The sequence below is a fragment of the Rhodopila sp. genome, assembly GCF_965276935.1.
GTDB lineage: Bacteria > Pseudomonadota > Alphaproteobacteria > Acetobacterales > Acetobacteraceae > Rhodopila.
Genome location: NZ_CBDIBS010000004.1, coordinates 2,070,084 through 2,089,429, shown reverse-complemented (window position 1 = coordinate 2,089,429; position 19,346 = coordinate 2,070,084). Strand labels below are relative to the sequence as shown.

The window sequence follows — 19,346 nt, the reverse complement described above, 5'->3', positions numbered from 1 at the left end:
CGTCCCCTTAACCCAACTGCGCGTCGGTCGGCGCGGGCGCCGGCGGCGCGGGATGCGATTCAACGATCGCGACGGCCTCTGCTTCGACCCCGCCGATAATCGCGCCGTTGCGCTCAATCAGCGTCCAGGTCTTGCGCTTGCTGATCGGCGGGCATTCGATGATCCGCACCGTGTCGCCGGTCTTGCAGATGTTCGACTCGTCATGCGCCGCGTACTTCTTCGACTTGCGAATGAATTTCTTGTACAATGGGTGCATCACGCGCCGATCGACAAGAACCGTGATGGTCTTGTCCATCTTGTCGCTGGTCACTCGTCCAGTCAGGACGCGCCTCGGCATCGCCCTCTCTCCTTACGACTTAACCAGGGCGGATTTGGTCTTTTCCGCCTGGATGGTTTTCACGCGCGCGATCTCGCGGCGTGCCTCGCGCACCCGGGCGGTGCCTTCCTGCTGACCGGTGGCGCGCTGGAAACGCAGGTTGAACTGCTCCTTGCGCAGATCCAGCAGCAGGGCGGACAGCTCATCCGGCGTCTTGGCGCGGATGTCGCCGGCCTTGTAAAGTGCCGCCTTGGCCATCAGCTATCTCCCCGCCGCACCATGAACTTGGTCTTGATCGGCAACTTCGCAGCACCCAAGGTCAGCGCCTCACGCGCCAGTTCCGGGGTCACACCGTCGATCTCGAACATGATGCGGCCAGGGGCCACGCGCGCCACCCAGAATTCCGGTGAACCCTTGCCCGACCCCATGCGAACTTCGGCCGGCTTGGTGGAGACCGGTACATCCGGAAAAATCCGGATCCACACCCGGCCGGCTCGCTTCATCGCGCGGGTGATCGCCCGCCGAGCCGATTCGATCTGCCGCGCGGTAATACGCTCCGGCTCCAGGGCCTTGAGGCCGAAGGTGCCAAAGTTCAGCGACGTGCCGCCCTTGGACAGGCCATGAATGCGGCCCTTGTGCTGCTTGCGGAATTTGGTGCGTTTGGGAGACAGCATCGTTGTTACCTTTGCGGCGCTTGCTCAGCGGCTCGCCGGTCCTGCGCCAGCGGGTCGTGCGCCAGAATTTCACCCTTGAAGACCCACACCTTCACGCCGCACGTGCCGTATGTCGTCTTGGCCGTGGCGATGCCGTAGTCGATGTCGGCGCGCAGCGTATGCAACGGCACGCGGCCTTCGCGGTACCACTCCACCCTGGCGATCTCGGCGCCGCCGAGACGGCCGCCGCAGTTGATCCGGATGCCCTGGGCGCCGAGCCGCATCGCCGACTGCACGGCACGCTTCATCGCACGACGGAACGCCACACGCCTTTCCAACTGCTGGGCGATGTTCTCGGCCACCAGCGTGGCGTCGATCTCCGGCTTGCGGATTTCGACGATGTTCAGTGCCACCTCGGACTTGGCCATCCGGCTTAGGTCCTTCTTCAGCACCTCGATGTCCTGACCCTTCTTGCCGATAACAACCCCCGGGCGCGCCGCGTAGATCGTGACGCGCGGCTTCTTTGCCGGACGCTCGATCACCACGCGGGACACCCCGGCGCCGCGCAGCTTGGTGCGCAGATGGGTGCGCAGCCTGATATCGTCGTGCAACAGCTTGGAGTAGTCGGTGCCGGCGAACCAGCGGCTATCCCAGGTACGGTTGATGCCGAGGCGCAGGCCGATCGGATTGACTTTGTGACCCATATTAACCGGCCCTCCCTTCGATGTCCTGCTCGCGTTCGGCGACGACGATCTTCAGATGGCTGAACCATTTCTCGACGCGCGCCGCGCGCCCGCGTCCGCGCGCATGAAAGCGGCGCATCACGATGGATCGCCCAACCTCGGCCCGGGTGACGACCAGCCGATCGACATCCAGATGATGATTGTTCTCGGCGTTCGAGATGGCGCTTTGCAGCGCCTTGCGCACCTGATCGGCGATCCGCCGCTTGCTGAAGGTCAACGTCGCGACGGCGCGCCCCGCCGGCAGATTGCGGATCATCGCCGCGACCAGGTTTAGCTTGCGCGGGCTGACGCGCAGGTTGCTGACGATCGCCTGGGCTTCGGTGTCCGCCAGGCGGCGCTGCGCTTGTGGCTTGCTCATGTCAGCCTCGCTTCGCCTTCTTGTCGGCGGAATGGCCGGTGAAGGTCCGGGTTGGCGAAAACTCGCCGAACTTGTGGCCGACCATGTTCTCGTTCACCTGCACCGGCAGGAACTTGTGGCCGTTGTAGACCCCGAAGGTCAGGCCGACGAACTGCGGCAGGATGGTCGAGCGGCGAGACCAGATCTTGATGATCTCGTTGCGGGACGATGCCCGCACCGCTTCGGCCTTGTTCAGCAGGTAACCGTCGACGAACGGACCCTTCCAGACGGAACGCGCCATCTTATTTGCCCCCCATCTTATTTGCCCTTGTTGCGGCGGCGGATGATCAGGCTATCCGTCCGCTTGTTGACGCGCGTCTTGTAGCCCTTGGTCGGAATGCCCCAGGGCGTCACCGGATGCCGGCCACCGGAGCTGCGGCCTTCACCACCGCCCAGCGGATGGTCGACCGGGTTCATGACGACGCCTCGGTTGTGCGGTCGAAAGCCAAGCCAGCGCGTGCGGCCGGCCTTGCCGATCTTCTGGTTCATGTTGTCAGGGTTGGATACGGCACCGATCGATGCCATGCACTCGGCCCGGACGACGCGCAGCTCCCCCGACATCAGCTTGACCTGCGCATAGCCCGCGTCCTTGCCGACAAGCTGGGCGTAGGTGCCGGCGGAACGCGCGATCTTGCCGCCCGCGCCACGCTTCATCTCCACGCTATGAATGATGGTCCCAACGGGAATGGCGGCCAGCGGCATCGCGTTGCCAGGCTTGATATCGACGCGCGCGCCGGCGATCACCGGGTCGCCGACCTTCAGCCGCTGCGGCGCCAGGATGTAGGCCAGTTCGCCGTCGGCATACTTTATCAGCGCGATGAACGCGGTGCGGTTAGGGTCGTATTCCAACCGCTGCACCACCGCCGCGACATCGAACTTGCGACGCTTGAAGTCGACCACGCGGTAGGCCTGCTTGTGTCCGCCGCCGCGAAACCGCGTGGTGATGCGGCCGTGGTTGTTGCGTCCGCCATGGCTGTGCTGGCCCTCCGTCAGGCCCTTGACGGGCTTGCCCTTCCACAGCTCGGACCGATTGATCAGCACGGTGCCGCGCAGGCTAGCCGTGACGGGATTGAATTGCCGGAGTGCCATGTTCTGCGTGCCTTATGCGAGGCCGGTGGTGAAATCGATCGACTGACCGGGCGCCAGCGTCACGATGGCTTTCTTGACGTCCGACCGCACGCCCGGCCGTCCCTTGAACCGCTTGGTCTTGCCCTTCTGCACCAAAGTGTTGACCGATTTGACCTTGACGTTGAACAGGGTTTCCACCGCGGCGGCGATTTCCGGCTTGGTCGCGTCGATCGCAACCTTGAAGCCGAACTGGCCATTTTCCGACAGGATCGTCATCTTCTCGGTGATCAACGGCGCCCGGATGATCTGGTACATCGCCTCCTTCGACATGGGCCTTTTTAACGCGGCGGTCATGCGGCCTCTCCCGTCGTCCCGGCTGGCGTCGTCCCGGGTGGCGGCGTATCCGACGCCCTGCCGTTCAACCGCGCCTTTAGCCCCTCCAGGCCAGCCGTGGTGATCGCCAGCACGTCATGATTAAGGATGTCATAGACATTCGCGCCAATTGTCGGCAGCACGTCCAGACGGTGGATGTTGCGGCTTGCGCGCAGGAAATTCTGATCGACCGCGTCATCAATGACCAGCGCCGACGACCAGCCCAGCGCCCTGATTTGCTTTGCCAATGCACCGGTCTTCGGTTCGGAGGTCGCCGCGGCCAACACCACCAGCTTGTTCTCCGCCAGCTTCTGCGACAGCGCGGAAATCAGACCGAGACGGCGGACCTTCTTGTTCAGGCTGTACTCATGCGAACGTACCACCGGGCCGTGCACCACGCCGCCGGTGCGAAACTGCGGTGAGCGCAGGCTACCTTGGCGCGCGTTACCAGTACCCTTCTGCTTGTACGGCTTCTTGGTGGTACCGGAGACCTCCGCCATGCCCTTGGTCTTGTGGTTGCCGGAGCGGCGCCTGGACAACTGCCAGTGGACTACCCGCGCCATGATATCCTTGCGCGGCGTGGCGCCGAAAATCGCCTCCGGCAACTCGGCGCTGCTTTGCGAAGCCGCCTGGTCCAGCGTGGTGATATCGACCTGCATCTGTTCGTCTTCTTTCCTCAACCCGCCGCCGGATTTGCCAGAGCGGGCGCTTCCATCAATGCCGCCGGGTAAGGCGCGTCGGCCGGCCGCGGATGCTTGATCGCGTCACGTACCAGCACGTAGCCATTCTTGGCGCCCGGCACGGCACCCTTGATCATCAGCAGACCCTTCTCCGCATCGACCGCCGCCACTTCCAGATTAAGCGTTGTGATGCGATCGCCACCCATATGGCCGGCCATCTTCTTGTTCTTGAAGGTCTTGCCGGGGTCCTGCCGGTTACCGGTGGAACCCAGGCTGCGATGGCTCACGGACACGCCGTGCGAGGCCTCGAGACCGGCGAAATTCCAACGCTTCATGCCGCCGGCGAAGCCCTTTCCCTTGGACGTGCCGCAGACGTCAACCTTTTGCCCCGCAGCGAAATGCGCCGCCGACAGCGTGGCGCCAGGTTGCAGCAGGGCGTCGGCATCGACGCGAAATTCCACCAGCTTCTGCTTCGGTTCCACCTTCGCCTTGGCAAAGTGGCCGCGGTTGGGCTGGGTGACGTTCTTCACCTTGGCCTTGCCCCAGCCGATCTGCACGGCGTTGTAGCCATCCTTCGCCTCGATCCGGGCGGCAACCACCTGGACCTGATCCAGGTGCAGGACCGTAACCGGTACATGCGTGCCGTCATCCTTGAAAATCCGGGTCATGCCAAGCTTTCGCGCCAGCAGACCGGTCCGGAGAGCCTGAGGGAATGAGGTCGCCATCGTGCTAGATCTTGATCTCGACATCCACGCCGGCGGCCAGGTCGAGCTTCATCAGCGCGTCCACCGTCTGCGGGGTCGGTTCCACGATATCAAGCAGCCGGCGATGCGTCCGGATCTCAAACTGCTCACGGCTTTTCTTGTCGACGTGCGGCGAGCGGTTTACCGTAAAACGTTCGATATGCGTCGGCAGCGGGATCGGTCCGCGAACCCGGGCACCCGTGCGCCTGGCCGTGTTCACGATCTCCTTCGTGCTGTTGTCCAGCACGCGATGATCGTAGGCCTTGAGCCTGATGCGGATATTCTGGTTGTCCATCGTTCGCTCTTCAAAGTTCCCGCCGAAACGGAAGCCGGCGCCCGTCCGCCCCGGAGGCGGAGCCTCTCGTGAGAGGGTCGGGCGCCGACGTCTGTTTCGCTATCAGGTCGTGATCTTGGCAACCACGCCGGCGCCGACGGTGCGGCCACCTTCACGAATCGCGAAGCGCAGTCCGTCGTCCATCGCGATCGGCGCAATCAATTCCACCGCCATCGACACGTTGTCGCCCGGCATCACCATCTCCGTACCTTCCGGCAAGGACACCACGCCGGTGACGTCGGTCGTGCGGAAGTAGAACTGTGGCCGGTAGTTGGTGAAGAACGGCGTGTGGCGGCCGCCTTCTTCCTTGGTGAGAATATACGCCTCAGCCTGGAACTTGGTGTGCGGCGTGATGGTGCCGGGCTTGGCCAGAACCTGGCCGCGCTCGACGTCCTCTCGCTTGGTGCCGCGCAGCAGCGCGCCGATATTGTCGCCGGCCTGGCCCTGGTCGAGTAGCTTGCGGAACATCTCGACACCGGTCACAACCGTCTTGACTGTCGGCTTGATGCCGACGATCTCGACTTCCTCGCCCACTCGTACGATGCCGCGTTCCACACGGCCGGTCACCACGGTGCCGCGGCCGGAGATCGAGAACACGTCTTCGATCGGCATCAGGAAGGGACGATCGGTCGCACGCTCCGGCTGCGGGATATAGGCATCGACGGCTTTCATCAGTTCCAGGACCGCATCGTGGCCAAGCTCCGGCGTCTTGCCTTCCAGCGCGGCAACGGCGGAACCCTTCACGATCGGAATGTCGTCGCCCGGAAATTGATAGGAGCTGAGCAGATCACGTACCTCAAGCTCCACGAGTTCGACCAGTTCGGGGTCGGCGATGTCCATCTTGTTGAGGAATACCACCAGCGCCGGCACGCCGACCTGACGGGCGAGCAGGATATGCTCCCGCGTCTGCGGCATCGGGCCGTCGGCGGCGGACACCACCAGAATGGCACCGTCCATCTGCGCCGCGCCGGTGATCATGTTCTTCACGTAGTCGGCGTGGCCAGGACAGTCGACGTGAGCATAATGCCGATTCGCGGTCTCATACTCCACATGAGCGGTGGAGATCGTGATGCCGCGTGCCTTCTCTTCCGGCGCCTTATCGATCTGATCGTAGGCCGTGAAGGTAGCGCCACCGGTTTCCGCCAGCACCTTAGTGATGGCCGCCGTCAGCGACGTCTTGCCATGGTCAACGTGGCCGATCGTGCCGATGTTGCAGTGTGGCTTGTTCCGCTCGAATTTCGCCTTACCCATCGTAATCTCCGTAGATCCAGCAGCAGATCTGTTGGGTTAAACCGTTACCAGGACCGTCTCAGCGCCCACGCTACCAATGCTCGTGCTACCAGCGGTAATGGCTGAAAGCCTTGTTGGCTTCGGCCATCCGATGGGTATCCTCACGCTTCTTCACCGCAGAGCCGCGATTGTTGACCGCGTCCAGCAGTTCGTTGGACAGCCGATCCTGCATCGTGTGCTCACCCCGCTTGCGAGCGGCGTCGATGATCCAGCGGATCGCCAGCGCCTGCCGCCGTTCGGTACGAACCTCGACCGGCACCTGATAGGTGGCACCGCCAACGCGCCGCGACCGGACCTCGACCGCCGGCTTCACATTATCCAGCGCCTCATGAAACATCCGCACCGGATCGGCGGCGCTGCCGCCACGGCGCTTCATTACGTCAAGGGCATTGTAGACGATACCTTCGGCAGCGGACTTCTTGCCGTCATACATCAACGCGTTCATGAACCGGCTGATGACGATGTCGCCAAACTTGGCGTCCGGCAGGATTTCGCGCTTGTCAGCGCGGTGACGACGAGACATTCGACAATCCTTACTTCGGCCGCTTCGCGCCGTACAGCGACCGGCGCTGACGACGCTTGGCGATGCCCTGGGTATCCAGCACGCCGCGCAGGATGTGGTAGCGCACGCCGGGAAGGTCCTTCACTCGGCCGCCGCGGATCAGCACCACGGAGTGTTCCTGCAAATTGTGACCTTCACCCGGTATGTAGCTGACCACTTCATAACCGTTGGTCAGCCGCACCTTTGCCACCTTGCGCAGCGCCGAGTTCGGCTTTTTCGGCGTCGTGGTGTAGACGCGGGTGCAGACGCCGCGCTTTTGCGGACAGCCCTGAAGGGCCGGAACCGAATTCCGTGCCTTCGGCCGCTCACGCCCGTGGGCAATCAACTGGTTGATGGTCGGCATGGACCTCTTTCTCTTCTCCGTTCGCGCCTCGTCGCGGGTTCTGGCAATGTCATCCGCTAACAGGCAAAACCCGCTGAAACGGGACAAGATCCCAGCCAGCGGGGCTACGGAGGCAGGCGGCCTAAGCCTTCCTGGCAGAAGACGGCGCCGCATACATCTTGAACCTGCAAACAGACGACCGCCCATCCAAAAACCGGATTCGGCCGAGGGCGCGATACCTAGAAGCCCCCTGTGTGCAAGTCAAGCGGGGAAAACGAGCGTTTAAAGGAAACAAAGGCGAGGGCTCCGCCCGCCACCTCCCCTTGGGACCCCGCCAAAGGCTGACGCCCTTGGAACCCTTGGACGGGGATCAAAGGGGCATCCGCCCCTTTTCGGGTCCAGGGCAGAGCCCTGGTCTTATTCTTTTTCTTTCCTCCCATCACCCCGCCTACTCCACGTTGGAGGCGACACGGACCGGGGACTTCGGCTATCGCTATGTGAGCCGGGATCTTGGAGAGCTTCTAACTTATGTGTGGCATCGCGGGCCTGATCCTGTCTTCCGGCGCGGCCCCGCCGGATCCGGCCGTCCTGTCCAAGCTGATCAACGCCATGCACCACCGCGGTCCGGACGGCTCCGGCCATGCTGTGATCGGGCGTGTCGCGCTGGTGCACAACCGCCTGTCGATCATCGACCTGGTCAGCGGCGACCAGCCGCTGTTCGCCGGCCCCGCTACCTTGGTGGCAAATGGCGAGGTCTATAACTATCGCGAACTTCGCCACGCGATGCAGGGCGTGAACTTCGCCACCAACAGCGACTGCGAGCCGCCGCTGCATCTATGGCTGCGTGACGGGCCCGACTATGCCCGGGACATGCGCGGCATGTACGCGATTGCCATCCACGAGCGGATCCGCCGCACCGTCACGCTCACCCGCGACGCCTTCGGCATCAAGCCGCTCTATATCGCCATGGTTGACGGCGGTCTCGCCTTCGCCTCCGAGCCGCAGGCGCTGCTCGAGGCCGGATTGGTAAAGCGCGCGGTCCGGCCAGCCGCGCTGGAGGAATTGCTGCAGCTTCAGTTCACTACCGGCGCCGATACGATTTTCGAAGGCATCCAGCGCCTGCTGCCCGGCGAGACGATCACCTGCGCCGACGGTCACATCCTGGACCGCCAGCGGATCAGCCCGGTGCCAGCGCTGCCGCCGGAGGAAATCGATGAAGCGGCCGCGATGCAGCGGCTGGACCAGGCGCTGATGGAAAGCGTCGATCTGCATCAGCGCAGCGACGTGCCATACGGGATGTTCCTGTCCGGCGGCATCGACAGCTCCGTCCTGATTACCCTGATGTCGCGGCTGAACAGCGACCCAGTGCTGGCTTTCACCGCCGGCTTCGACGCGCCAGGCGCGGTCGATGAGCGCGATCAGGCGGCGGCGATCGCCCGCGCGGTCGGCGCCAGGCACGAGTCGATCGAGATTACCGAGGCCATGGTCTGGCGACACCTGCCGGAGATCGTCGCGGCGATGGACGATCCGACCATGGACTACGCCATCATCCCGACCTGGTTCCTGGCGCGAAGGGCTCGTCAGGATGTGAAGGTGGTTTTATCCGGTGAGGGGGGTGACGAGATATTCGGTGGTTACAGACGCTATCGGCAGGCCACGCTGCCCTGGTGGCGCGGCGGGCGGACCATGTGGGCCGGCGGCAGCTTCGACAAGGTGCCCGTGCTACGCAGCCAGCCAACCGCCTGGCGCGACGGCATGGCCGCGGCCGAAATGCTGGCGACGGAAGGCGGCCGCTCCACCCTGGCGGCGGCGCAGGCATTGGACATGACCGACTGGCTGCCGCACGACCTGCTGCTGAAGCTGGACCGCTGCCTGATGGCGCACGCGGTGGAGGGGCGGACGCCGTTTCTCGATCCCGGTGTGGCGGCGGCCGCGTTTCGGCTGCCTGACCGGATGAAGCTGCGTGGCGCCATGGGCAAATGGATCTTGCGAAAATGGCTTGAAACCAACCTTCCCATTGCTCGCCCCTTCGCGCCGAAGACAGGGTTTACCGTTCCGGTCGGCGCCTGGATCAAGGCGAAAGGCGCGCGGCTGGGACCACTGGTCGCGGCCCAGCCGGGGGTGGCGGAGATTGCCCATCCCGACAAGGTGGAAGCGCTGTTCCGTGACATTCGGCGCTGGCGGCATGGCTTTGCCTGCTGGAAGCTGCTGTTCTACGCGCTGTGGCACCGCCGGCATATCCTGGGACTGCAATCCGCCGGCGACGTGTTTGAGACGCTGTCGTTACACTGACCACGGACGCCGACTTTCGCTGTTGACTTCGCGGGTCGGTCCCATCATTAGGGGCGCCGCGTGATCGGGGATGGGGCTGTAGCTCAGTTGGGAGAGCGCCTCGTTCGCAATGAGGAGGTCAGGGGTTCGATTCCCCTCAGCTCCACCACCATTCCCGGCTGCTGTTTGCCGCAAACGCTTCTGTCAGGACATCGGATCTCTTCGCTCGCCAATCCTGACACTGCCGCCGGTCTTCTGGTTGCGCTTTACCGACAGCAGGTTCCAGGCAACGAACGCGGCCGCCAGTGAAACCATGGGGCAGGCCGATAATGCGGCTATCTCCTTGCACCAGCCTGCATCCGCAACCGCCTCGTGCCGCAACGCCGAAGCCAGCAGATGAAAGGCGTGCCTGGCTCGCTACGGAATCCAGGTCGCAAGCGACCGGATGCCTGGAACGGATCACCCGTTACTGGAAGGGCAAGTAACGAAAGCTGAACAGAAAGAGATTCTCGTTCGCGTTTGGCGACAACGTGCTGCCCCTCGTCGCACCAAGGCCCTTGAAGGTATTGCGGTTCACATACGAATACTGAGCACCAAACTCCGCTGTGCCATATCTTGACTTGATGAACCGCCACCATCCGCCGACAGTGCCCTCCACAAGGGCGGAGGTCGCCGCGTTGCACGCCCCTAGCTCGGCCTCGCAACCGCTCAGATTGAGGTTTGGATTGCCGTAGCCTGCCGTGCCTGCGTAGGACTTCATTGCCACGCCCTCGGCGCCGCCATAGGCATAGAGATCGACCGCGGGGACGGGATTGCCAACAATGCCGCCCAGGATCGAGTATTCGGCCAGCGGTTCGAGTTTTCCGGCAGGGGAGAAGGTGGCGTCAGGAAGCTGTGATGTGCCATAGCGGCCGACGCCCTGACCAATCAGGCCGCTGAGCTGGAAGGTCAGCATCTTCGGCACCAGCGGCAACAGCATGCCGGCACCAATGCCCTCGCCCGTGGTATTATAGTTTTTGCCATTGCCCCTGCTGGCGAAGGACACGCGGCCGCCCAGGAAGCGCAGCAGCCCATACACCTCGTAATGGCCCCAGCCCGGATCCGCGGCGAGCTTGGCAATGATGTCCGGTGCATGATTGTCGCTGTAGTTCTGGATGGTGTTGACGTTCGAACCGCCACACTCGCCAAATTCAAGCGTGCCACCGCCAGTCGCGGTCGTTGCGTTGGCCCCGGTCAGGCAGTTCGGGCCGCCGGCGCTGCTGTATGTCGTCTGCGGCGACTCCAGCGAAAAACCCGCCCAATACTTGTGGTCACCAAAGTCCTTGGTCACCCGCAAGGTGGCCTGACGTGCCCAGTCGAATCCCACGTTGTATTGCGCATCGATGGTCAACGGCACGTTCTCCTGCCGCGGCACCAGGCCGGTCTTGTACAAGGTCGCGAGGCTCCAGGTCTGGCCGCCCAGGACGTGCAGGCCCAGGTCGCTGTTATCGTAGTTCCCCCAGAACTGGCGCAGCCGCAGGGTATAGCTGTTGCTCTCGGTCGAGTTGGACGAGGAGCCGGCGCTTAGGAAGTCCGTCTCTACATACCCTGTCAACTTCTGCGCGTCGTCAATCTGCCCCTCCGTCAGCAGCGAGATACGGCTCTGCTGCGCGGTCTCGCGGAACTCCGGAATGTGGTAGTTGGGACTGTTGGGGAGTGGAATGCCGCTGAAGCTGGTGGCAATGCTGGCGGCCTCGTTGCGGGAACGATAGACGCCTTCCGCCGCGGCGAATCCACCGAGCGTGACGGTCAGGCCGCCAACCTTGAATTGCCCAGGGGGCAGCGGCGGCGCCGGGGGCGGTGCTGCCGTGACAACCTGCACCGGCGGTGCCGCGGCAACATGCGCAGCCTGTGCCGAGGCCGCCGCAGCCTGATCCTGCGCCGCCTTGGCTTGCTGTTGCGCCGACTTCAGTGCGCGGTCTCGCGCCACGAGGTCGGCCTTGACCTGACCGAGCTGGCTCTGCAGCGCCCTGATCTGCCGTTCAATCGAGTCGATCCGCGTGTCGGTCTGCGCTACCGCCGGCTGAATTAGCCCAATACTACTAAATATAGTTGTACAGAACAAAGCATATCGGAAAGTACCTGACTTAATCATCCCGCCCCTCACTACAGATAGATCTCGAGGACTATGTCTCGTTGATCATTACTAGCGGGCGAATACTAAAACTCGCGAAGAACGCCGTCTTTGTCATTCCGATGACATTGCGGACGCGGACCGGTAAGAGATTTGTGACTACAAGTTAATGCGGTTGGACCGGGAGCCTGACGCCGGTCGTTAGGCAACCTTTTGTCGTCATCCGTGCGCAACGCCGCCCGGTTATCGAGCAGCCTTAAGCGGGCATTTGCTGGTAGCAGGTCGACCCTGACTGGGTTGTCGATGCCGACGAACCGTTTTTCTCACGGCTCAAGCCAATGCCGACACCACCGCCTGCCGCAACGCCGGCAGCAAGTCTTCTCCGAACCATGGATTCCGTCGCTCCCACACCGCGGTCCGCCAGGACGGATGCGGCAGCGGCATAACGGCTGGCCCGAGTTCCCGAAAACGCCGCACGCGGTCTGTCATCGTCCCCTTCCCCAGCACGTGACGCTGCGCATACGACCCCAGAAGGAGTGTCAGCCTTACCTGCGGCATCAGTCGGGTGAACCGATCCAGCCACAGCGGCGCGCACTCCGGCCTCGGCGGGGCATCGCCACCCTTGGGTAGCCGGCCAGGATAGCACAGCCCTAGCGGTACGATCGCGATGCTCGTTGCGTCGTAGAACAGCGTCCGATCCATCGCCAGCCATCCACGCAGCCGATCACCGGAGGCATCGTTCCACGGCACCCCGGTGAGATGCGCCTTGGTTCCAGGCGCCTGGCTCATGATCAGCACCCGCGCCGTGGCGGAGACACGAAAGATCGGCCGAGGCCCTAGCGGTAGCACAGCCTCGCACCGCCGGCAGACCAGCGCCTCGTTGATCGCGACGAGCAGCGGGTCGGTCAACGACTGCGTGGAGCTAGGCTGCGACATCAAGTCCATAGAAGGCATAGAGCGCCTGCGCAGCAGAAGCTGGGAAACCAGCCGAAAAGCCGAAAGCGTCCTGACGGCTCGGCCTGATAGACGTAATGAAAATCCATTGTGATTGCCATCTGGTGATTCCTGCTCTGTCGCCATAGCGCTCCCGGTCAAGTCGAGGAAAAGTCATTTGGGCTTGGGTGCCGGTTTTGACACCGGTTGTTATGATACGACAACCGTGAACATTCAGGAGCAGAGAGCGGGTCTGGTCACCCGCCGGACGGCGCCCGTACTTCCACGGTCACGTGCGAGAGAGCGGCGAAACGGCGTAGGCGGGAGCGGTAATCTTCCGGGCACCGGCCTGTGCGGGTCAGCACGGATAGGACCGCGCCTAGGTGGCCTGGACCCAGGCGCCAGACATGCAGGTCCGTCAGCCGATCGCCATCCGTCTCGATCTCCTGGCGCAGCATTTCCGTGAGTTGCCGATCCGGGTTCATGTCCAGCAGGACGCCGCCAGTATCGCGTATCAGCCCGTAGGCCCAGCTTGCGATCACCGCCGATCCGATCAGACCGGCGAGCGGATCCATCCACAACCAGCCGAAGCTGCGGGCCAGCAGCAACCCGACAATTACCAGCACGGAAACAGCCGCATCGGCCACGACATGGATGATGGCCGCGCGCATGTTGTTGTCCCGGTGCGCCGCCGCGTCGGCATGCGCGTGTTCCTCGAACCGCGTGGACCCGCTGGCGGAGCCGAGGCACAGACAGGCCGTAAAGGCATGTGGCTCGGGGATCTCCTCGATGCTCGCCAACGTCCCGTCGCGATTGGCGAAGTCGAAGACCTGTCGCGATCCATCGGGGCGGACCGTCTCGATGGACAGGTCCACGGCTTGAATGGTTCGTCCATCCTCCCGCCGGACATGGAAGCGGGGCGGAACTCCATCCTCATGGATTTCCACCAGCAGAACCGCGTCGCCGGCGACAACGCGTTGCATCGTTTCGGCATGCTCGTGAGCATGACCGTGACCATGCCCATGATGGTGGTGATGGCCGCCGCTCAGCAGCCAGGCGCTGACGACGTTGACTCCGAGGCCCAGGCAGGCGATCGGAATGGCCTCCTGGAAAGCGATCGGCACCGGCGCCAGCAGGCGGCCGAGCGCCTCCCAGGCGATCAGCAACGCGATCATTGCTAGAACGATGGCGCTGGTGAAGCCGGCCAGGTCGCCCAGCTTGCCAGTGCCGAAGGTAAAGCGCGGATCGGTCGCGTGCCGGCGGGCGTAGCGGTAGGCCAGGGCGGCAAGCAGCAGGGCGCCGGCATGCGTGCTCATGTGCAGTCCGTCGGCAACCAGCGCGATCGAGCCGAACAGCAGGCCGCCGGCGATCTCGGCGGCCATCATCGCCGCGCACAGCCAGATGACCGCCCAAGTCTGCCGTTCCGCGTGCTCATGGCCCTCGCCAAGAAAGACGTGCTCATGAAGTGAAGCGCTCAGATCGGACATGCTGGCCTCATTTGAGGTAGGTTCGCACGACATCGAGAAGCTGTTCGGCCGCCTCGGCATTTAGCGCGCCGGGATGCAGGGCGGGGTCAACCAGATGGGTGCGGACATGATCCTCGACGACCTCCGCCATCAGTCCGGCCATGGCGCCGCGCGCGCCGGCGATAAGGTGCATGACCTGCTCGCACCCGGCGTCGGTATCCAAGGCGCGTTCAATCGCCTCGATCTGGCCGCGCAGGCGGCGGACCCGCGCCAGCAGCTTGTGTTTTTCGCGAACCGTGTGGGTCATGTGTAATAAGTTACCATAGGCGCCCTCCCTATCTCAACTGGCACGCAGCGCTTTTGAAGGGTCGAATTGTAACTGCCTGTTTCCTGCTGCACCGCAGCACTTGCCGGTGCAAGCGAAACGCCCAATTAAACCAAATGGGTCTCGTCCTCTACGCGCTCAAGTTTCGCATCACATTTTACGTGATGTCGATCCTTATCATGCTCGCCGGGATTGGCGCCTATTTCGTCATGCCGAAGGACGTGCTGCCGGTGGTCAATATACCGGTCATCACGATTGTATGGACCTATACCGGCCTGGATACGCCGGAGATGCAGCAGCGGGTCACCACGTACACGGAGTTCGCGCTCAGCAATAACGTGAACGGCATCCGCGACATGCAGAGCACCACCCTGCAGGGCGTCACCATCACGCGGATCTATTTCCAGCCGAGTGTCAGCGTCGACCTGGCGCTGTCACAGGTGACGGCATCGACCAACTCGATCCGGGCGGTGCTGCCGCCCGGCATCCAGCCGCCGGTGGTCATGCAGTTCTCCGCCTCCACGGTTCCGGTGATCCAGTTGGCCATGAGTTCCAACAAGGAGAACGAGCGCCAGCTTTACGACTATGGCCAGTACCGGGTTCGCCAGGCACTGACGACGGTGCCGGGTTCAACGCTGCCTTCGCCCTATGGCGGGGCGCCGCGGCAGATCATGGTCGATCTCGACCTGCACGCCTTGCAGGCCTACGGGCTGACCCCGGCTGATGTCACCAGCGCGATGACGGCGCAGAACATCACGGTGCCTTCGGGGCTGGCGAAGATCGGCGTCAAGCAATACGTTGTCCGACTGAACTCGACACCCGAGGCGATCGCGACACTGAATGAGGTGCCGGTCAAGGTCGTCAATGGTTCGCCGATCCTGGTGCGGGATGTCGCCTATGTGCGCGACGGTGGCCCGCCGCAGCAGAACATCGTGCGTCAGGATGGCCAGCGCGGTGTGCTGCTGACGGTGCTGAAGAACGGTGCCGCGTCGACGCTTTCGGTCGTCAACACGGTAAAGTCGCTGCTGCCGGGTATCCGCGCCGCGGCGCCGAAGGACATGAAGATCACGCCGCTGTTCGACCAGTCGGTGTTCGTCTCCGGCGCGATCAGCGACGTGTTGCGCGAAGGTGCCATTGCCGCCGGCCTGACCGGGCTGATGATCCTGCTGTTCCTCGGCTCCTGGCGCTCGACGCTGATCGTGCTTGTTTCCATTCCACTGGCCATCCTGACCTCGATGGCGGTGCTCGGCGCGTTGGGGGAAACCGTCAATATCATGACGCTGGGCGGCATGGCGCTGGCTGTCGGCATCCTGGTGGACGACGCGACGGTGGCGATCGAGAACACCTATCGCCTGATGGAGGAGGGCCACGAATTCAGGGAGGCGGTGGTGCATGGAGCAGCCGGCATCGCCAAGCCGGCGCTGATCTCGACGCTGTCGATCTGCTGCGCGTTCGTCTCGGTTACCTTCCTGACCGACGCACCGAAATATCTGTTCACGCCGCAGGCATTGGCGGTGGTTTTCGCCATGCTGGCGTCCTACCTGCTGTCACGCACCCTGGTGCCGATCATGATCGACGTGCTGGTGAAAACCGAGCACGAGCAGCGTGAAGCGGCGAAGAATGGTGGCGACACGCAAAAGCAGTCCGGCATGGCCATGCGCTTCTTCGGCCGCATCCATAACGGCTTTGAGCACGGTTTCAGCAAATTTCATCGTGGCTATGTCGGCTTGTTGCACGTGGTGATCAAGCACCGCTGGATGACCCTGGGTGTCGCCGGCGTGGTGGTGGCCTGTGCCACCGTGATGTTCCCGTTCGTAGGCACTGACTATTTTCCGCAGGTCGATGCGGGCCAGATGACGCTGCATGTCCGCGCCGCGCCCGGCACCCGCATCGAACAGGCGGAAAAGCTGTTCCAGCAGGTTGAGGAGACGATCCATCAGGTGGTGCCGCGGAACGAGGTCGGCACCATCATCGACAACATCGGCCTGCCGGCCTCGAACTATAATTTCGCGTTCGGCAATGGTACTTTCCTTGCCTACAACGATGGCGAGGTGCTGGTGACGTTGAACCCGGGTCACGGCTCGACCTTCGGCTATCAGAAGCGGCTGCGCACCGTGCTGCATCAGCGGTTTCCGAATGCGATCTTCTATTTCGAGGCGGCCGACATGATCACCCAGATCCTGGATTTCGGTGTGCCGTCGCAGATCGACGTGCAGGTCAGCGGCCGGCATGCCGGCAAGGATCTGCAGGTCGCCCAGGAGATCGCCAACAAGCTGCGCCTGGTGCGCGGCGCGGTTGACGTGCACATCCAGCAGATCACCAACGCGCCGGAGTTCTTCGTCAAGATCGACCGTCAGCGCGCCGGTGAACTCGGCCTGACCGAGCAGCAGGTGGCAGCGGACCTGAACGTCTCGCTCAGCGGCAGCTTCCAGGTTAGCCCGAATTTCTGGGCTGATCCACAGACCGGCATCCCCTACCAGGTCTGGGTGCAGACGCCGGAATACCGCAACGACTCGCTTACCGCCTTGAACAATACCCCGCTGCTGATCTCGGCTGGCCCAGGCAGCGGTGCCGTCGGCCCCAGCGCATTGCAGTTGCTGTCCAACGTCGCGACCATGCAACGCGGCAGCGAGCAGACGGTGGCCAACCACGTCAACACCCAGCCGACCTATGACATCTACGCCGCGGTGCAGGATCGTGACCTGGGCGGGGTGGAGGGTGAAATCGGCCAGATCGTAACGGACATGCAGAAGCAGTTGCAGCCGCCGGACAAGATTTCGATTCGCGGCCAAATCCAGAGCAAGGACCAGGCATTCTTCCACATCGGTATCGGCCTGATCGTGGCGATGGTGGCGGTGTATCTGCTGATGGTGTTGAACTACCAGACATGGGGTGATCCATTCGTGGTGCTGGCAGCCTTGCCGTTGGCCTTCTGCGGCATCGTTGCCAGCCTGTTCATTACCCAGACCAGCTTCTCCATCCCGTCGCTGATGGGCGCCATCATGAGTGTGGGTGTCGCCTCGGCGAACTCTATTCTGCTGGTGACCTTCGCGCGGGAACATCGGGAGCAGACGGGTTGCGGTGCCGAGGAGGCCGCGATCACCGCCGGGGAAACCCGTCTGCGACCCGTGCTGATGACGGCCGGCGCGATGTTCGTGGGCCTGCTGCCGATGGCGATTGGCATTGGTGAAGGCAGTGAACAGAATGCCGCGCTGGCGCGGGCCGTGCTGGGCGGGATCAGCGTCGGCACCTGTTCGACCCTGCTGTTCGTGCCGTTCCTCTACGCGACCTTGCGTCGCGGGGAAGCCAAACCTCTGGAAGATTACGCATGAACGATTCAACCATCGACAGCGGCGAGAGGCATGGCCCGCAGCCGCGCGATCCGAGGCAGCATGGCTTGAACGATCCCGACCAGGAGAAGCCTGACCAGCCAGCGCGTGAAACATCACGCGACGAGCGGCAGCCGGATAAGACCACGCCGCCGCCGCCATCCAAGCGCATCCTGGTTTTCGTCCTTGCTCCGATCTTGGCGCTACTTGGGCTGGGCGGCTACCTGCACTGGCAGACTTACGCCGCCGCCACGGAAACCCAGCAACAGCAACGGGATTTTGTTCCACAGGTGCGTACCGCCACGGCGCAGAAGGTCGACACGCCGGTCGACGTGACGCTGCCGGGCCAGACCGAGGCCTTCAACGTGTCTAACCTTTATGCCCGCGCCACCGGCTATGTGGCGGAGCGGCGCGTCGACATTGGCAGCCGCGTGCATGCTGGCGATCTGTTGCTGCGTATCACCGCGCCTGATCTCGACCAACAGCTTGAACAGGCACAGGCCCAGCTTGGCCAGACTCGTGCCGCTGTGCTGCAGGCACAGGCGCAGGTGCAGTCCTCCCAGGCCAATGCAAAATTGGCCAACGTCACGAAATACCGTGAAACGACGCTGGCTGGCCAGGGTTGGGAAACCAAGCAGAACGCCGACAACGCGACGGCGAACTTTTCCGTGCAGACAGCGGGCATCGCCAATGCCGAGGCCGGCGTGGCCGTGGCAGTCGCCAATCTGAAGGCGCAACAGGCAACGGTTGACCGGCTGCAGGCACTGACCGCCTTTGAACGGGTGACAGCGCCGTTCGACGGTGTGATTACCGCCCGTAACGTGGAAACCGGTGATCTGCTGACCTCGGACACCAGCACCGGCACGCCGCTGTTCACCATTGCCCGCGACGACGTCCTGCGCATCGCCATCTATGTGCCGCAGAGCAGCGCCATTGGCATGAAGGATGGCGTGAAGGCCCAGGTGACAGTGCCGGAAATGCCTGGCCGGGTTTTCAAGGCGCGTGTCGCCCGCAGTGCGGTCGCGTTGCAGTCCGCCTCTCGCTCGATGCTGACTGAAGTCGACGTGGACAACCCGGATGGCGCGCTGAAGCCCGGCCTGTTCGTGGACGTGGCCTTCTCCATCCCGCGTCAGGCCCCGGGTGTCATCGTCCCGGACGAGGCGCTGGTGTTCAATGCCGAGGGCCTGCGGGTCGCGACGGTGCAGCCCGATGACACGATCAAGTTTGCAAAGGTTTCGATCTATCGTGACTTCGGCACGACCGCCGAATTGCGGGAGGGCTTGCAGGGCGGTGAATTGCTGGTGATGAGCCCGCCCACGGAACTCGCGGACGGCAGCAAGGTGCAGGTTTCAAGACCGCCGCCCGGGCAGCAGGACACGGCCAAGCAGACGGCGAGCCGCTGATCTACGCCGAGCCACGTGTTCAGAAC

The 19,346-nt window shown here is 63.3% G+C and carries 21 protein-coding genes and 1 tRNA gene; 4 read left to right on the top strand and 18 right to left on the bottom strand.

Features of this window, described 5'->3' with window-relative positions; genetic code table 11:
* Positions 1 to 7: 7 nt before the first annotated feature.
* From rpsQ to rpsL, 14 genes are all read right to left on the bottom strand, one after another.
* The gene (gene rpsQ, locus ACQY4S_RS26070; protein ID WP_428488079.1) at positions 8 to 337 is read right to left on the bottom strand and encodes a 30S ribosomal protein S17; all 330 of its coding nucleotides are present in this window, start codon (positions 335 to 337) and stop codon (positions 8 to 10) included.
* Positions 338 to 349: 12 nt separating this feature from the next.
* Positions 350 to 574, bottom strand: coding sequence for a 50S ribosomal protein L29 (gene rpmC / locus ACQY4S_RS26065; protein WP_428488078.1), 225 nt, complete (start codon positions 572 to 574; stop codon positions 350 to 352).
* Entirely contained in the window at positions 574 to 990 is a 417-nt protein-coding gene (gene rplP / locus ACQY4S_RS26060) for a 50S ribosomal protein L16 (RefSeq protein WP_428488077.1), read from the bottom strand. Before rplP ends, rpmC begins: the two co-directional genes overlap by 1 nt.
* A 5-nt stretch (positions 991 to 995) precedes the next feature.
* Entirely contained in the window at positions 996 to 1,673 is a 678-nt protein-coding gene (rpsC, locus tag ACQY4S_RS26055) for a 30S ribosomal protein S3 (protein WP_428488076.1), read from the bottom strand.
* Between the two features lies 1 nt (position 1,674).
* Positions 1,675 to 2,070 carry a 50S ribosomal protein L22 gene (rplV, locus tag ACQY4S_RS26050; protein WP_428488075.1) on the bottom strand — a complete coding sequence of 132 codons (396 nt, stop codon included), beginning with the start codon at positions 2,068 to 2,070 and terminating at the stop codon, positions 1,675 to 1,677.
* Between the two features lies 1 nt (position 2,071).
* A complete protein-coding gene (gene rpsS / locus ACQY4S_RS26045) occupies positions 2,072 to 2,350 on the bottom strand; it encodes a 30S ribosomal protein S19 (RefSeq protein WP_428488074.1) in 279 nt (92 codons plus the stop codon).
* Between the two features lie 17 nt (positions 2,351 to 2,367).
* The gene (gene rplB, locus ACQY4S_RS26040) at positions 2,368 to 3,198 is read right to left on the bottom strand and encodes a 50S ribosomal protein L2 (protein WP_428488073.1); all 831 of its coding nucleotides are present in this window, start codon (positions 3,196 to 3,198) and stop codon (positions 2,368 to 2,370) included.
* A 12-nt stretch (positions 3,199 to 3,210) separates the two neighbouring features.
* The gene (locus ACQY4S_RS26035; protein WP_428488505.1) at positions 3,211 to 3,507 is read right to left on the bottom strand and encodes a 50S ribosomal protein L23; all 297 of its coding nucleotides are present in this window, start codon (positions 3,505 to 3,507) and stop codon (positions 3,211 to 3,213) included.
* A 20-nt stretch (positions 3,508 to 3,527) separates the two neighbouring features.
* Positions 3,528 to 4,208 (bottom strand): 50S ribosomal protein L4, encoded by a 681-nt coding sequence (gene rplD / locus ACQY4S_RS26030; protein ID WP_428488072.1) that lies wholly within the window; start codon positions 4,206 to 4,208, stop codon positions 3,528 to 3,530.
* Between the two features lie 17 nt (positions 4,209 to 4,225).
* Positions 4,226 to 4,954, bottom strand: coding sequence for a 50S ribosomal protein L3 (gene rplC / locus ACQY4S_RS26025; RefSeq protein WP_428488071.1), 729 nt, complete (start codon positions 4,952 to 4,954; stop codon positions 4,226 to 4,228).
* A 4-nt stretch (positions 4,955 to 4,958) separates the two neighbouring features.
* Positions 4,959 to 5,267, bottom strand: a complete 309-nt coding sequence (rpsJ, locus tag ACQY4S_RS26020; RefSeq protein WP_428488070.1) for a 30S ribosomal protein S10 — start codon at positions 5,265 to 5,267, stop codon at positions 4,959 to 4,961.
* Positions 5,268 to 5,369: 102 nt separating this feature from the next.
* A complete protein-coding gene (gene tuf, locus ACQY4S_RS26015; protein WP_428488069.1) occupies positions 5,370 to 6,557 on the bottom strand; it encodes an elongation factor Tu in 1,188 nt (395 codons plus the stop codon).
* Positions 6,558 to 6,642: 85 nt separating this feature from the next.
* Positions 6,643 to 7,119, bottom strand: a complete 477-nt coding sequence (rpsG, locus tag ACQY4S_RS26010) for a 30S ribosomal protein S7 (protein ID WP_428488068.1) — start codon at positions 7,117 to 7,119, stop codon at positions 6,643 to 6,645.
* Positions 7,120 to 7,129: 10 nt separating this feature from the next.
* Positions 7,130 to 7,501, bottom strand: a complete 372-nt coding sequence (gene rpsL / locus ACQY4S_RS26005; RefSeq protein ID WP_428488067.1) for a 30S ribosomal protein S12 — start codon at positions 7,499 to 7,501, stop codon at positions 7,130 to 7,132.
* 507 nt (positions 7,502 to 8,008) lie between these two features.
* Between rpsL and asnB the strand changes: the two genes are divergently transcribed.
* Complete coding sequence (gene asnB / locus ACQY4S_RS26000) at positions 8,009 to 9,772, top strand: asparagine synthase (glutamine-hydrolyzing) (protein WP_428488066.1); 1,764 nt, start codon at positions 8,009 to 8,011, stop codon at positions 9,770 to 9,772.
* A 72-nt stretch (positions 9,773 to 9,844) separates the two neighbouring features.
* Positions 9,845 to 9,920 (top strand) — tRNA-Ala (locus ACQY4S_RS25995).
* Between the two features lie 297 nt (positions 9,921 to 10,217).
* Here ACQY4S_RS25995 and ACQY4S_RS25990 read toward each other — a convergent pair.
* The 4 genes from ACQY4S_RS25990 to ACQY4S_RS25975 form a co-directional block, all read right to left on the bottom strand.
* The gene (locus ACQY4S_RS25990; protein WP_428488065.1) at positions 10,218 to 11,855 is read right to left on the bottom strand and encodes a hypothetical protein; all 1,638 of its coding nucleotides are present in this window, start codon (positions 11,853 to 11,855) and stop codon (positions 10,218 to 10,220) included.
* 339 nt (positions 11,856 to 12,194) lie between these two features.
* Positions 12,195 to 12,800: a uracil-DNA glycosylase family protein gene (locus ACQY4S_RS25985; RefSeq protein ID WP_428488064.1), complete on the bottom strand. Its 606-nt coding sequence runs from the start codon at positions 12,798 to 12,800 to the stop codon at positions 12,195 to 12,197.
* A 254-nt stretch (positions 12,801 to 13,054) separates the two neighbouring features.
* Positions 13,055 to 14,284 carry a CDF family Co(II)/Ni(II) efflux transporter DmeF gene (gene dmeF, locus ACQY4S_RS25980; RefSeq protein ID WP_428488063.1) on the bottom strand — a complete coding sequence of 410 codons (1,230 nt, stop codon included), beginning with the start codon at positions 14,282 to 14,284 and terminating at the stop codon, positions 13,055 to 13,057.
* Positions 14,285 to 14,291: 7 nt separating this feature from the next.
* A complete protein-coding gene (locus tag ACQY4S_RS25975) occupies positions 14,292 to 14,570 on the bottom strand; it encodes a metal/formaldehyde-sensitive transcriptional repressor (protein ID WP_428488061.1) in 279 nt (92 codons plus the stop codon).
* A gap of 134 nt (positions 14,571 to 14,704) precedes the next feature.
* Between ACQY4S_RS25975 and ACQY4S_RS25970 the strand changes: the two genes are divergently transcribed.
* Together ACQY4S_RS25970 and ACQY4S_RS25965 are read left to right on the top strand one after the other, a co-directional pair.
* Positions 14,705 to 17,920 (top strand): efflux RND transporter permease subunit, encoded by a 3,216-nt coding sequence (locus ACQY4S_RS25970; protein ID WP_428488060.1) that lies wholly within the window; start codon positions 14,705 to 14,707, stop codon positions 17,918 to 17,920.
* Positions 17,917 to 19,320 carry an efflux RND transporter periplasmic adaptor subunit gene (locus ACQY4S_RS25965; protein WP_428488059.1) on the top strand — a complete coding sequence of 468 codons (1,404 nt, stop codon included), beginning with the start codon at positions 17,917 to 17,919 and terminating at the stop codon, positions 19,318 to 19,320. Before ACQY4S_RS25970 ends, ACQY4S_RS25965 begins: the two co-directional genes overlap by 4 nt.
* Positions 19,321 to 19,346: the final 26 nt, after the last annotated feature.

Coding starts and splice junctions, on each gene's coding strand:
- rpsL (WP_428488067.1), bottom strand. CDS start 7,501: ATGCCGACCATCAACCAGTTGATTGCCCACGGGCGTGAGCGGCCGAAG.
- dmeF (WP_428488063.1), bottom strand. CDS start 14,284: ATGTCCGATCTGAGCGCTTCACTTCATGAGCACGTCTTTCTTGGCGAG.
- tuf (WP_428488069.1), bottom strand. CDS start 6,557: ATGGGTAAGGCGAAATTCGAGCGGAACAAGCCACACTGCAACATCGGC.
- rpsS (WP_428488074.1), bottom strand. CDS start 2,350: ATGGCGCGTTCCGTCTGGAAGGGTCCGTTCGTCGACGGTTACCTGCTG.
- rpmC (WP_428488078.1), bottom strand. CDS start 574: ATGGCCAAGGCGGCACTTTACAAGGCCGGCGACATCCGCGCCAAGACG.
- ACQY4S_RS25975 (WP_428488061.1), bottom strand. CDS start 14,570: ATGACCCACACGGTTCGCGAAAAACACAAGCTGCTGGCGCGGGTCCGC.
- rpsQ (WP_428488079.1), bottom strand. CDS start 337: ATGCCGAGGCGCGTCCTGACTGGACGAGTGACCAGCGACAAGATGGAC.
- rplC (WP_428488071.1), bottom strand. CDS start 4,954: ATGGCGACCTCATTCCCTCAGGCTCTCCGGACCGGTCTGCTGGCGCGA.
- rplV (WP_428488075.1), bottom strand. CDS start 2,070: ATGAGCAAGCCACAAGCGCAGCGCCGCCTGGCGGACACCGAAGCCCAG.
- rplD (WP_428488072.1), bottom strand. CDS start 4,208: ATGCAGGTCGATATCACCACGCTGGACCAGGCGGCTTCGCAAAGCAGC.
- ACQY4S_RS26035 (WP_428488505.1), bottom strand. CDS start 3,507: ATGTCGAAGGAGGCGATGTACCAGATCATCCGGGCGCCGTTGATCACC.
- rplP (WP_428488077.1), bottom strand. CDS start 990: ATGCTGTCTCCCAAACGCACCAAATTCCGCAAGCAGCACAAGGGCCGC.
- ACQY4S_RS25985 (WP_428488064.1), bottom strand. CDS start 12,800: ATGTCGCAGCCTAGCTCCACGCAGTCGTTGACCGACCCGCTGCTCGTC.
- rplB (WP_428488073.1), bottom strand. CDS start 3,198: ATGGCACTCCGGCAATTCAATCCCGTCACGGCTAGCCTGCGCGGCACC.
- rpsG (WP_428488068.1), bottom strand. CDS start 7,119: ATGTCTCGTCGTCACCGCGCTGACAAGCGCGAAATCCTGCCGGACGCC.
- ACQY4S_RS25965 (WP_428488059.1), top strand. CDS start 17,917: ATGAACGATTCAACCATCGACAGCGGCGAGAGGCATGGCCCGCAGCCG.
- ACQY4S_RS25970 (WP_428488060.1), top strand. CDS start 14,705: ATGGGTCTCGTCCTCTACGCGCTCAAGTTTCGCATCACATTTTACGTG.
- asnB (WP_428488066.1), top strand. CDS start 8,009: ATGTGTGGCATCGCGGGCCTGATCCTGTCTTCCGGCGCGGCCCCGCCG.
- rpsJ (WP_428488070.1), bottom strand. CDS start 5,267: ATGGACAACCAGAATATCCGCATCAGGCTCAAGGCCTACGATCATCGC.
- rpsC (WP_428488076.1), bottom strand. CDS start 1,673: ATGGGTCACAAAGTCAATCCGATCGGCCTGCGCCTCGGCATCAACCGT.